The organism is Pseudonocardia phyllosphaerae, from assembly GCF_046546475.1.
GTDB classification, from domain to species: domain Bacteria; phylum Actinomycetota; class Actinomycetes; order Mycobacteriales; family Pseudonocardiaceae; genus Pseudonocardia; species Pseudonocardia phyllosphaerae.
On sequence record NZ_JBKGXS010000006.1, the window covers coordinates 129,480 to 141,920 of the forward strand.

Annotated in this window: 12 protein-coding genes; 3 read left to right on the top strand and 9 right to left on the bottom strand. The window is 74.5% G+C overall.

Translation table 11 applies throughout. The annotated features are described in order from the left end of the window. Positions 1–127: 127 nt before the first annotated feature. On the top strand, positions 128–571 hold the full coding sequence (locus tag ACLE50_RS14275) for a CBS domain-containing protein (protein ID WP_410944011.1): 444 nt from the start codon (positions 128–130) through the stop codon (positions 569–571). 78 nt (positions 572–649) lie between these two features. Next, positions 650–1,096, top strand: a complete 447-nt coding sequence (locus ACLE50_RS14280) for a DUF1232 domain-containing protein (RefSeq protein WP_410944012.1) — start codon at positions 650–652, stop codon at positions 1,094–1,096. Here ACLE50_RS14280 and ACLE50_RS14285 read toward each other — a convergent pair. The 7 genes from ACLE50_RS14285 to ACLE50_RS14315 all read right to left on the bottom strand — a co-directional run bounded on the left by ACLE50_RS14285 (position 1,069) and on the right by ACLE50_RS14315 (position 7,667). Further along, complete coding sequence (locus tag ACLE50_RS14285; protein ID WP_410944013.1) at positions 1,069–1,572, bottom strand: hypothetical protein; 504 nt, start codon at positions 1,570–1,572, stop codon at positions 1,069–1,071. The two genes, ACLE50_RS14280 and ACLE50_RS14285, sit on opposite strands and share 28 nt — an antisense overlap. 132 nt (positions 1,573–1,704) lie before the next feature. Further along, a complete protein-coding gene (locus tag ACLE50_RS14290) occupies positions 1,705–3,198 on the bottom strand; it encodes an ABC-2 family transporter permease (protein ID WP_410944014.1) in 1,494 nt (497 codons plus the stop codon). Next, on the bottom strand, positions 3,195–3,908 hold the full coding sequence (locus ACLE50_RS14295; protein ID WP_410944015.1) for an ATP-binding cassette domain-containing protein: 714 nt from the start codon (positions 3,906–3,908) through the stop codon (positions 3,195–3,197). The genes ACLE50_RS14290 and ACLE50_RS14295 overlap by 4 nt, the downstream gene beginning before the upstream one ends. Positions 3,909–3,996: 88 nt before the next feature. Then, positions 3,997–4,623 carry a response regulator gene (locus tag ACLE50_RS14300; protein WP_410944016.1) on the bottom strand — a complete coding sequence of 209 codons (627 nt, stop codon included), beginning with the start codon at positions 4,621–4,623 and terminating at the stop codon, positions 3,997–3,999. A 14-nt stretch (positions 4,624–4,637) separates the two neighbouring features. Then, positions 4,638–5,951, bottom strand: a complete 1,314-nt coding sequence (locus ACLE50_RS14305; RefSeq protein ID WP_410944017.1) for a sensor histidine kinase — start codon at positions 5,949–5,951, stop codon at positions 4,638–4,640. A gap of 63 nt (positions 5,952–6,014) precedes the next feature. Further along, positions 6,015–6,770: a glycerophosphodiester phosphodiesterase gene (locus ACLE50_RS14310; protein ID WP_410944018.1), complete on the bottom strand. Its 756-nt coding sequence runs from the start codon at positions 6,768–6,770 to the stop codon at positions 6,015–6,017. A gap of 57 nt (positions 6,771–6,827) precedes the next feature. Next, a complete protein-coding gene (locus ACLE50_RS14315) occupies positions 6,828–7,667 on the bottom strand; it encodes an SGNH/GDSL hydrolase family protein (protein ID WP_410944019.1) in 840 nt (279 codons plus the stop codon). Between the two features lie 571 nt (positions 7,668–8,238). Between ACLE50_RS14315 and ACLE50_RS14320 the strand changes: the two genes are divergently transcribed. After that, positions 8,239–9,318, top strand: coding sequence for a M23 family metallopeptidase (locus ACLE50_RS14320; protein ID WP_410944020.1), 1,080 nt, complete (start codon positions 8,239–8,241; stop codon positions 9,316–9,318). Positions 9,319–9,354: 36 nt separating this feature from the next. On the opposite strand, the gene sthA is transcribed toward ACLE50_RS14320, so the two are convergent. Both sthA and ACLE50_RS14330 read right to left on the bottom strand, forming a co-directional pair. Continuing rightward, entirely contained in the window at positions 9,355–10,824 is a 1,470-nt protein-coding gene (gene sthA / locus ACLE50_RS14325) for a Si-specific NAD(P)(+) transhydrogenase (protein ID WP_410944021.1), read from the bottom strand. Between the two features lie 90 nt (positions 10,825–10,914). Continuing rightward, complete coding sequence (locus ACLE50_RS14330; protein WP_410944022.1) at positions 10,915–12,408, bottom strand: FGGY-family carbohydrate kinase; 1,494 nt, start codon at positions 12,406–12,408, stop codon at positions 10,915–10,917. Positions 12,409–12,441 lie beyond the last annotated feature (33 nt).

Genomic DNA, 12,441 nt, shown 5'->3' on the forward strand with positions numbered 1-12,441 from the left:
CTATCGAGAGCGGGTCCGTTTCGCGAGTTTTACCAGGTCGTGACGGGTGTCCGGGGAAGTGTTGACCATTGCGGAACCCGGTGCAGCGGGCGGACACTCGAGCCAGGTTCGTCGAAGGGAGCGCGTCATGAAGGTGGCCGACATCCTGCGGGTCAAGGGCGACTCGGTGCAGACCGTGCTGTCGTACAACACGGTCGCGGAGGCCGCGGCCCGGCTCGCCGGACCACCGGCGATCGGAGCGCTGGTCGTGTCCGACGACGGCAACCGGACCAGCGTGGACGGCATCGTCACCGAGCGGGACCTGGTGCGCCACCTGGCATCCGACGGTCCCGGCCTGTTCAACCTGAAGGTCGCCGACATCATGAACCCGCACGCGATCACCTGCAGCCCGGAGGACTCGCTCGCCGACGTGATGACGACGATGAACCGCTGGCGGCACCGCCACCTGCCCGTCGTCGAGCACGGGCGGTTGTGCGGGATGGTCAGCATCGGTGACGTCGTGAAGCAGCGGCTCGCCGAGATGAGCACCCAGGCCGGTGTGCTGCGCGACATCTACCTCGCCGGGCGCTGAGCCGCAGGCCGGGCAGGTCCGGCCGATTCGTGCCGGGGAGTCGGGAACGTCCGCGGCGTCGTGTGCGTTGACCGGACCATGTACGCCACGAGCAGTGCGCACGCGAACGCGTTCGACGGCACCGCGCCCGGCCGCAGGATCGGCCGGGTAGCGGCGTTCCGGACCCTGTTCCGGGCGCTGACCCGCCGCAGCCGCCCCGGCGAGCCGACGCCGTCGCAGCGGATCCGGGCCGTGCCGGCGATGCTCGGCGACGCCTGGCGCGGCACGTACCCGCTGCTGGGCCGGGGCCGGCTGGCGCTGTTCGCGCTGGCCCTGGCCTACCTGGTGTCACCGGTCGACGTGATGCCGGAGGCGCTGCTGTGGATGTTCGGCCTCGGGGACGACGCGGTGGTCGCGATGTGGCTGGGCGGCACGATGCTGGCCGAGGCCGACCGTTACCTGGGCTGGCGGCAGTCCGCCCCGGCCGTCGTGGACGGGTCGCTCGCCGGGCCCTCCGGTCAGGTCGTGCACATGCGACGCGAGTAGTCCTGGATCCGCTGGGACGCCTCGACGTTCTGCGGGTCGGACCGCTCACGGGAGACGTCCGGGTCGCGGGACAGGGCCAGCGTGTCGCCCTCGGTGCGCTCGAGCACCCGTAGCTGCAGCTCGACGACCTCGTTGGCGCGCTGCACGTCCGGGCGGATCTCCTGCGGCGCGAGCAGCAGCACCTGCTGGTTGGCGCTGCGGACGTCGGTGACCACCTCGCCGGTGTCGGACTTCTGGCGGCTGACGCCGAGCTCGTTCACCGGGCGGGCGGCCTCCCGGCTGCGCTGCAGGGCCTCGCAGAACGGGGTCTGGGACCGCGACGTCGTCGGGCTCGCGTGCGGCGTCGAGCTGGGGCGGGTGGCGAGCGAGTCGCCGCAGCCGGTCAGCGCCCCGGCCAGGACCAGCGCGGCGAGGCAGGCCGACGGCCCGGTCCGTACCGCCGGACGTCGCAACGTCCGCCGCCGAACACCGTTCATCCGGTTCCTCCGCTCGCGCAGGCTCTGGTCGACCGACCGGTCTGCGACGAGTGTAGGGAGCGTGGCCGTCACCGGCCGTGCGTGCGTCATCACGCATCTCGTGCGCGCGTCGTGGCCTGCCCGCCGCTCGTCTCATCCCCGGGAGGTGGTGCGGACGAACCCGGTTCCGCACACCGCTGCCGTGACCAGCGGGACGAGCACCGCGACCACGACCCGGTCCGGCGAGATCCCCGAGGACGCCCAGGCGGCCGGCCCGAGCAGCCACAACGGCGTCGTCGCGAGGACGCTGCCGCCGAACAGCAGCCCGGCGGTGAGCCCGAGGAAGGCGACCACCCATGCGACGGCGACGTGCACCGCAGCGTGCAGCCAGAGGGTCACCGCGACCGACGCCCACCCCACCGCGATCGCGACGACGACCTGCCGCCCGGTGACGGCGGGGTCGGCGCCGTCGGCCAGCAGCAGCGCCCCGGCCAGGACGGCACACCCGGCGACGACGGTGCCGAGCGTCCCGAGCAGCCGCACCGCGGGCGCCCCGGCCCGTCCGGCGCGGGTCAGCACGATCCGCCACGCCGGTTCCTGGGCCTGCCACGCCAGCACCGCGAGCACCGCGGATCCGGCAGGCAGCACCGCCAGCGCCCACAGCTGCGCCGGGTAGGACGGCGGGTACACCGCCGCCGTCGCCACCAGGACGAGCGCCACGAGCCCCAGGAGCGGGCCGATCGGCGTGCGGCGCAACGACGACGCGAGGGCGAGCGCGCTGCGCAGCCGGGGGAGCCGGACCCGGTCGGAGCCGGGGCGCGCCACCACCCCGGTGCCCCCGCCGGGCAGCCGGGCGGCGCGGCGGGCGAACCGTCCGCCGGCCGCACCGTCACCGGCGACCACGAGCGGCGCGAGCAGCACCGCCACCAGCACCGACGCCAGGACCGGTGGCCCGGCGGGCAGCGCCCACACCGCCGACCCGGGCTCCAGGCCGACGCCGTTCTGGTGGATCCCGAGCAGCGGCAGCAGCGGCCGCACCGACCAGGTCGGCGGCAGCCACCACCACGACGGCGACTCCGCGTACAGCGTCCCGGCCACCTGCCACGCGACCCCGATCCCGACGACCGGCCACGGCCCCAGCAACCGGCCCAGCCCGAATGCGATCACCAGCCAGGTGAGCCCGCCTGCCCAGACGAGGACCGTGGCGGCCACGAGCCGTTCCCCCGGGGCCGGGCCGTAACCCAGCGCCGGTCCGAGGAACAGGTACGGCAGGAACACCAGCACGTTCGTGAGCAGCCACGACGCGGCCAGCACGCCCAGCCGCGCCGCCCGTTGCGGCACCGGACCGACGGCGCGCCAGGCGGTGCCACCACCGCGGGAGCGGCGTTCCCGCCGCTCGACGAACGCGACCAGCAACGCGGCCGCGACCGCCGCGACCACGGTCACGTGGACGGTCTGCCACTGCAGCAGCGACGCCCAGGACCGCCGCCCGGTCACCACGGCCTGTCCGAGCACCGTGAGCAGGCAGAGCGGGATCCCGAGCAGCGACAGCCCGAGTGCCGCGCTGCGCCGGGTGCGTTGCAGCTCGGACCGGAGCACCCCGAGCGGCCCCGGACCGGGCGCCGCGGTGGTGTCCGGGGCGGTCATGCCGCGGCTCCCGCGGTGAGGGCGAAGTAGGCGCGTTCCAGCTCGCCGTCCGGGGCGAGCGATCGCAGGGGTCCCTCGTGGACCAGCCGCCCACCGGCCAGCACGCCGACGTCGTCGGCGGTGCGCGCGACCTCACCCAGCTGGTGCGACGACAGCAGCACCGTCCGCCCCGCCGCCGCGAGCGACCGGATCAGCTCCCGCAGCTCGACGACGCCCTCCGGGTCGAGCCCGTTCTGCGGCTCGTCGAGCAGCAGCAGCTCGGGCTCGGCGAGCAGTGCGATCCCGAGCGCCAGCCGGGCCCGCATACCGGTGGAGAACCGCGACGCCCGCCGCCGCCCGGTCCCGGCGAGACCGACCAGGTGCAGAACCTCCTCGACCCGGGCCTCGGCGACGCCGGTGAGCCGGGCGTGCACCCGCAGGTTCTGCGCGGCGGAGAGGTGGTCGTAGAGCGCGGGCCCGTCGACCGAGGCACCGACCCGGGCGAGCAGGCCGCGCCGCCAGGGCTCGCCGAACAGGGAGACGGTGCCCGCGTCCGGGCGGCGCAGCCCGAGCAGCACCCGGAACGCGGTGGACTTGCCTGCACCGTTGCGTCCCAGCAGTGCGTAGACGGTGCCCGGGCGGATCCGCAGGTCCAGACCGTCGAGGATCCGCCGGCGGCCGAGGGTCACGGTGACGCCGTCGCAGCGGACGGCCGGGGGAGTGGGCTCCATGGACGCGAGGGTGGCCCGCGGAGGGTGCCCGGCACCTCCTGCTGCGGTCCGGTCCGCGGCGCGGCGCTCCTCCCGCGGGAGGAGCGCGTCAGCTGCGTGCGGCGTGTGCGAGCACGACCAGCGCGACCCGGTCGCGGCAGTCCAGCTTGGTCAGCAGGTTCCCGACGTGGGTCTTCACCGTGGTCTCGGCGATGTGCAGCCGCGCGGCGATCTCGCCGTTGGTGGCGCCGGAAGCGATCTCGGCGAGTACCTCGGTCTCCCGTTCCGAGAGTGCCGCGAGCACCTCGGCGCCGGGCCGCTCCGGTGTGCGGTGGGTCTCCAGGTGGGCGCGCAGCAGCTCGGACGGCTCGGTGCCGCCGAGCACGGCGCGCCCGTCGTGCACCGCCCGCACCGCGGACACCAGCTCGACCGGGTCGGAGTCCTTGAGCAGGTAGCCCCGCGCCCCGGCCCGGGCCGCGGCGACGACGAACTCGTCGACGTCGAACGTGGTCAGCACCAGCACCCGGGGACGCTCGCCGCGGGCCGCGAGCGCGCGGGTCGCCTCCACGCCGTCGAGCACCGGCATGCGCAGGTCCATCAGCACGACGTCGACGTCACGGCTCCGGCACAGGGCCAGCGCCTCCTCGCCGTTGCCGGCCGTCCCGACAACGGTCAGGTCCGGCTGGCGCTCCAGGAACGCCGCGAACGACGACGCCAGCAGCGGCTGATCGTCCACCACCGCCACCCGGATCACGGCGTCACCCCGGTCACGGGTCCGCTCCGGGCCCCGGCCGGAACCGGCAGCTCGGCGGTCAGCACGAACTCGTCGGCCTCGTGGCCGATGGCGAACCGGCCGCCCACGGTGCCGACCCGCTCGGCGAGCCCGAGCACCCCGTGCCCGGTGCCGCCCGGGGCGGACGCGCCGGTCGGGTCGCCCGGTGGGCTCGCCCGGTTGCGGACCTCGATGTGCAGCCCGGTCTCCCCGGTGGTGACCGACAGGTGCACCGGCGCGGCCGGATCGGCGTGCCGGACGGCGTTGGTCACCGCCTCCTGCACGACCCGGACGGCGGCGAGCCGGGTCAGCGGGTCCAGGTGCGCGTCGAGCCGGGCCAGCTCCCGCTCGTCCGGCAGATCCACGACCAGCGACGGCCCGGGCCCACGGCCGTCGCCACCGGCCCGGGCGACGATCCCGGGCAGCCCGGTCAGCGACGCCGCGGGCTCCCGCGACGCGCCGCCGGTGTCCCCGGTGTCTCTGTTGTCGCCGTGGTCACCGTCGCGCAGGACCCCGACCAGCCCGCGGATCTCGGCGAGCGCCTCCCGGCCGGTGTCGCGGATGGTCCGCAGCGACGTGCGGGCGTAATCGGGTTCGGTCTCGGCGATGGCGTAGCCGGTCGCGGCCTCGACCTGGATCGCCGTGATCGAGTGCGCGACGACGTCGTGCACCTCGCGGGCGATCCGGTTCCGCTCGCGGACCGCCGCCAGCTCCTCGCGGGCCTCCACCCGGGCGGCGAGCTCGGCGAGCTCGGCGGCGTGCCGGTCGGCGAGCTCGCGCTGCCGCAGCGCCCAGAGGTAGGCGACCGCGATGACCAGGACATGAGCGGAGAGCACCCAGCCGAACTGCGGCCACGGGTTCCACGTCCCGCCGTCGCCCGGGGCGCTGTAGAACAGCAGGCGTACCGCCGGGCTGAACGGTGCCCCCAGCAGCGCGACGACCAAGGCGAGGCGCCCCCACCCGCGGCCGGGGGCATAACGGGTGAGCGCCACGACGGTCAGCGGCGCGCACACCAGCAGCGGGCTCACCCCTATCCGGACCGGTGAGCCCCACATCAGCAACGCGAGCAACGCCAGGAGCACCGCCGTGGCCGCCGCCGACCCGAGCAGGAAGCGGCGCCGGACCAACAGGGCCGCACTGAGCCCGGCGGACAGCACCGTGTTCACGAGGTAGGGCCAGGAGCCGTACTGCAGCCACTGGTCCCCGACCAGCACGGTGAAGGCCAGCCCCAGCGCCGCCAGCACGGCGTCGAGCACCGGGATCCGGCGCGCCTCGGCCCAGATGCGTCCCATCGACACCCGCCCCCTCGTTCCGGCCGGAGTCATTCCACCACGGCCCACCGACAGCGGACGGGATCAGCCGCCGACGGCGCCGCGCAGCACCTGCGGCCGGTCGGAGATGACGCGCGCGACACCGAGATCCGCGAGGCGCCGCATCTCCGGTTCGTCGTTCACCGTCCACGCCCCGGCGGTCATCCCGCGGCCGGTGACAGCACGGACGAGGTCGCCGTCGACCAGGTGGTGCTCGACGTTGATCTGTGCGGCGAACCCGGCCGCGGCGTCCAGCTCGCCCGCGGTGGGGCGGGCGTCGAACAGCCATCCGGCGGGGACCCCCGGGGCGAGGGAGGTGAAGCGGCGCATCGCGGCGTGGTCGAAGGACTGCACGGTCACGCCGTCCCGCCCGGCGACGGCGGCCGCGACCTGCGCCTCGATGCCGGGGTGGCGGGCCGGGTCCTTCAGCTCCAGCAGCAGCCCGGCGCGCCCGCCGGTGCGGTCGAGCAGCTCGGCGAGTGTCGGGACGCGCTCGCCGGCGAACACGTCACCGAACCAGGAGCCGGCGTCGAGGTCGCGCAGCTCGGCCAGGGTCAGCGCGCCGACCCGCACGGTGCGCGCCGGGTACGCGGTGCGGGCGTCGGTGGTGCGGGCGGGACCGCTGTCGTGCAACAGGACCAGGTGCCCGTCGACGGTCCGCTGCACGTCGGTCTCGATCGTGTCCGCGCCCTGGGCGACGGCCGCGTCGACCGCGGCCAGGGTGTTCTCGGGGGCGTCGGCGGAGGCGCCGCGGTGTGCGACGACCTCCACCCGGCCGAGCAGGACGGGTGAAGGATGCACGGCGAGGACCCTGCAGGTTGCGCACGTCCGGACCGTGACGCCGAGGTGGCGCGCAGGTCAGGACCGGGTGACGGCCGCGCTCAGTGCGGGGAGATAGCCACGGGCGTACCCGGCGGCCGTCGGGTGGTAGTCGGTGCGGCGCAACGGCTTCGACGGCGGAGTCAGCCACGGGTCCGCGCCGCACAGCCCGTGCCCGGCGAAACGCCCGGACACGTCGACGAACTGGGCGCCGTAGCGCCGGGCCCCGTCGGCCAGCGCCCCGTTGAGCACGTCGGCGGCGCGGTCGAGCGCGGCCCGCCGGGCGGCGTTCGGGACGTTGCGCACGCCGCGGCAGGAGCCCGGCCCGTACAGCTTCGGGTAGCCGAGCACGACGATCTGCGCGTGCGCGGACTGCAGCCGCGCGGCGACGATGACCGAGATCAGCCCGCCCGGTGCGAACAGCCGGGCGATGTGCTCGCCGCCGTGGACCGCCCGCAGGCAGGACGCGTCGTCACGGGCCGCGGTACAGGTGGCGATCACCGGAGCGAAGCCGACGTCGTTGCCGCCGACGGTGATCGTGACGAGGTCGGTGTCCTTCGAGACGGCCCGGGCCTGGCGGAACAGGACGCCGCCGGCGTTCGAGCCACTGCACGCCTTCGACACGAAGGACCGCGGCCGGTTCCGGGCGGCCCACAGCGCGGGGTAGGAGGAGTTGCTCTGCCTGCAGTCCCCGGATCCGGGCGCGGGGGCGGCGCCGACGCCGGCGGCGTAGGAGTCGCCGAGCGCCACGTAGTCGAGGCCGGAGCCCTTGGGGCCGGCGAGCGCGGGCGCGGCGGTCGCCACGAGCGCGGTCGCGACGACGAGGACGACGGTGGCGAATGCCCTGCTCGGGCGGCGGCAGGACACGCGAACGGTCACGGGTCGAGCCAACCCGGGCGGGCCGTCGTCGGCAATCACGGGTCCGGGTGAGTCCGGATACGGCTGGTGCACCGTCGTGTGGGCCGAACGGGACACCCGGGCCCGTACCCCGGACGGACGTCGCGGAGGAACCGTCAACGGTGACCGTTGCTGCGAACCGGTGACCTCCGGTTACTGCGGGACGGTCGACGCGCCGTTCGTCCCGGCGGGCGTCGGCGTCGTCGCCGCAGGTCGGGGCGCTGTGCCACTCGAATGCCGACCCCGGTCGACGGCGCCGAACGGCACCGGCGGTGACGACCGGTCGCTCCCGATCCGTTCACCGCGGCACGGGTGACGGTGGTCTCGTGATCACTCGGACGGGTTCTGCCGCGCCCTCGTGTCCGGTTAGCGTGGTCCACGGATCACGGAACGGTTACGAACCGGATACGGCCCGACCCCGACGGGCCACCCGCTCCCCACGGGAAGTCCGCCGCTCCGCGCTCCGGAAGGAAGAGGAAACCCAGTGGCACGGCATCGCTCCCCCCACGGCCGTCGCTCGGGCCCGGCGCCCCTGACATCGCAGCAGTTCGCGGTGTCGGGGGCCGGCGGGACCGCGACCGTCGCGTTCCCCGTCGGACCGCACGTGCGGCACGCCCGCGTCCCCGAGTCCCGGTTCTCCCCGGCCACCCGCGTCGCCGCGACCGTGGCCGCGGTCGGCGGCATCGCCGGCGCGGCCTACGCCGCGTCCGGCGCGGTCGACCTGCCGGGCGCCTCCCTCGACACCGCGCAGGCCTCCGCGAACCTGGGCACCGCGAACCCGGACACTGCCGCCGCACCGGCCGCGGCCGCGTCCGCGCCGATCGCGGACCCGGCCACCATCGCCTCGCTGGCCGCGGCACCGGGCGCCGGCGACGTCGCCCACGCCGCGTCGGCCGCCGGTGGCGCGTTCACGGCGACCGCCGCGGTCGAGCACACGGCAGCCACTCAGCAGGCCGTGTCCCCGCAGGCCGCGACCGTGGTCCCCGCCGCCCGCACGAGCACGCCGGCGCAGGCCACGTCGGCGAGCACCCGGACCAAGGCGAGCGCGAAGGCGACCACGAGCCGCCCGGTCGCCGGCACGACGAAGGCGACCACGGCGACGAAGGCGGCCACAGCGAAGAAGGCGGCCACGGCGAAGAAGGCGGCCACGACGAAGAAGGCGGCCACGACGAAGAAGCCCGTGACCACCCGGAAGGCCGCCTCCGCGCCGTCCGCGGTGAAGCCCGGTGCGCCGTCGATCGCCGGCAGCAGCACCAAGATCGTCAGCGGTCGTGTGTCGTCCGGCTTCGGCCCTCGCTGGGGCACCATGCACAACGGCCTCGACATCGCCGCCCCGATCGGCACCCCGATCCGGACCCCGATGCCCGGCACCGTGATCAGCTCCGGTCCGGCCAGCGGGTTCGGGCTCTGGGTCCGCGTCCAGCACGCCGACGGGACGATCACCATCTACGGCCACATCAACCGTTCGCTGGTCTCGGTCGGGCAGAAGGTCCGCGCCGGGCAGCAGATCGCCGAGGTCGGCAACCGCGGCCAGACGACCGGGCCGCACCTGCACATCGGCGTCGTCAACGCGGCCGGGCAGAAGATCGACCCGAAGCCGTGGCTGCTGTCGCACAACTTCAAGTTCCACTAGGCCGCGCACCCCGCACGGGCGGCGGCGCGGGCCCGGTCAGGCCGCGTCGCCGTCCGTCCCGGCCGAGGTCGGCGGCGCCTCCGACGACGGGTCGGGCAGCCCGGCCTGCACCGCCTCCAGGGCACGGATCTTGTTCGTGGCGTCCAGCGCGGCGACCTTGTACGCCTCGGACAGCGTCGGGTAGTTCAGCACCGTGTCGACCAGATAGTCCACGGTGCCACCGCACCCCATGATCGCCTGCCCGATGTGCACGAGGTCGGTGGCGTTGGTGCCGAACACGTGCACCCCGAGCAGCGTGTGGTCCTCCGGTGAGACCAGCAGCTTGAGCATCCCGTAGGAGTCGCCGACGATCGCGCCGCGCGCGAGCTCCTTGTAACGGGCCAGCCCGGTCTCGTACGGGATCGCCGCCGCGGTCAGCTCGGCCTCGGTGCGCCCGCAGAACGAGATCTCCGGGATCGTGTAGATCCCGATCGGCTGCAGCTCGTGCAGCTCGCGGACCGGCTCGTCGAACAGGTGGTACGCGGCCAGCCGTCCCTGGTCCATGCTCGTCGAGGCCAGGGCCGGGAAACCGATCACGTCACCGACCGCGGCGATGTGCTCCACCGAGGTCCGGAACTGCTTGTCCACGGTGATCCGGCCCCGCGCGTCGGCCTCCAGCCCGGCCGCCGGCAGGTCCAGCGCCTCGGTCGTGCCCTGGCGTCCCGCGGAGTACATCACCATGTCGGCGGGGATCTTCTTCCCGCTGGCCAGGCTGGTGATGGTGCCGTTTCCGGACACCTCCACCGAGCTGACCTCCTCGCCGAACCGGAACGTGACGGCCTGGTCGCGCAGGTGGAACTTCAGCGACTCGACGACCTCCGGGTCGCAGAACCCCAGCATCGTGTCGCGCTTCTCGACGACGGTGACCCGGCAGCCGAGCGCGGCGAACATCGACGCGTACTCGATGCCGATCACTCCGGCGCCGACGACGACCATCGAGTCGGGCACCCGGCCCAGCTGCAGGACCTGGTCGGAGTCGACGATCCGCTCGCCGTCGAACGCGACCGTGTCCGGGCGCGCCGGACGCGTGCCGGTCGCGATCACGATGTTCGCGGCGGAGACCCGGTTGTGGTCACCCCGCCCGGGCCCCTCCACGACGACACTGTGCGGGTCGACGAACTTCGCCGTCCCGGTCAGCACGTCGACGTGGTTGCGCAGCAGCTGGTTCCGCACGATCTCGATCTCGCGGCCGATGACGTGCCGGGTGCGGGCCAGCAGGTCGTCGATGGTGATCTCGGCCTTGACCCGGTAGCTGGCGCCGTACATCTCGCGCTGGCTGAACCCGGAGAGGTACAGGACGGCCTCGCGCAGCGTCTTCGACGGGATGGTCCCGGTGTTGACGCAGACCCCGCCCATCATGTCGAAGCGGTCGGCGATCGCGACCCGCTTGCCCAGCTTGGCGGCCGCGATGGCGGCCTTCTGCCCGCCGGGACCGGAACCGATCACCATCAGGTCGTAGTCGTACACGCCGGTCACCCCTCAGGTCGCGGACACGTCGGGGGACAGCCTCACCGGAGCCTCCCGCCGTGGCAACCGGGGAAGTGTGAACAGCGGTCGTCACGCCCCGTGTGCGCGGCGCTGTTCCTCGGCCAGGAAGTGCGCCGTCTCCCGGGTCGCGGCGTAGAGCGAGCGGTAGTGCGGGTGGTAGCGGTCGTAGATCTCGGTCGCGGCCGGGTCGGGCTCGATCCGCTCGGCGATCGGGTTCCAGCGGTCCAGCTCCGGCTCCGCACCGGTCGCCGTGGCAGCCAGGTAGGCGTTGCCGAACGCGGCTCCGACGGTGTGCTCGGGGATCTCCTGGGCGAGCCCGGTGACGTCGGTGACGATCCGGGTCCACAGGCCACCCTGAGTGCCCCCACCCACCGCCACCAGGCGTTTCGGGTCGCCGCCCGCCTCGCGCATGACCTCCAGGTTGTGCCGGACGCCGTGCGCGATGCCCTCCAGAGCGGACCGGTAGACCTCGCCGCGGGTGTGGCCGGTGGTGAGCCCGGCGAGCACGCCGCGGGCGTCCGGGTCGAACAGCGGTGTGCGTTCGCCGGCGAAGTAGGGCAGGAGCAGCAGCCCGCCGCTGCCGGGACCGACCGCGGCGGCCTCGGCGACGAGATCGGCGAACGGTGCGCCGCCGGTGAGATCGCGCAGCCATGCGGTGACCGCGCCGGACGTCGCCATGCCCGCGGCCAGCGAGTACGTGCCCGGGACGACGCCGCGGGTGGTCCACATCGCGGGGTGCGGGTGCGACGACTCGAGCACCTCGATGAGGAACATCGTGGTGCCGTACATGACCATCACGTCACCGGGGGAGGTGACGCCGGCGCTGGTGGCCTCGGCCCACGCGTCGACGGTCCCGGCGGTGACCGGCAGCCCCTCGGGCAGCCCGGTCTCGGCAGCGGCCGCCGCGGTGACCCGGCCGGCGACCTCGGTCGGCCACAGCAGCCGCGGCAGCTCCAGGCCCGGGGCGGTGGTCGCGGCCCAGTCCGGTGCCCAGGCCGCGGTGGCCAGGTCGTACATCGGGCCTGCCTGGCTGGCGGAGTGGTGGTCGAGCACGTACTCGCCGGTCAGCCGGTGCACCAGGTACGACGAGCACATCAGGAACAGCGCGGTCCGCTCGTAGACCTCGGGCTCGTGGCGGGCCAGCCAGCGCCACTTGGGGCCGACGGCCTGCGAGGACAGCGCGGTTCCGGCGCGGGCGAGGATCTCGTCGGCGCCGAGCTCTGCGGTCAGCTCCTCGATCTCGGCACTCGCGCGGGTGTCGACGCCGTAGAGGATCGCCGGGCGCAGCGGACGGCCGTCGGCGTCGGCGGGCAGCAGGGTCGGGCCGATCCCGGAGACGCCCAGACCTGCGGGTTCGGCGTCGGGGACCGCGGCGAGCAGGTCCCGCACGATCGCGGTGAAGTCCGCCCACCAGACCTTCTCGGCGTCGTGCTCGACCCAGCCCGGACGGGGGAACGCGGTCCCGTGGCTGCGGTCGGCGCGGGCGAGCACCCGGCCGTCGCCGGACACGACGACGCCCTTGGAGCCCGAGGTGCCCACATCGACGCCGAGGTAGGTGCGCATGCGGTCCTTCCTACCGTCCGTGACGGGGCAGGG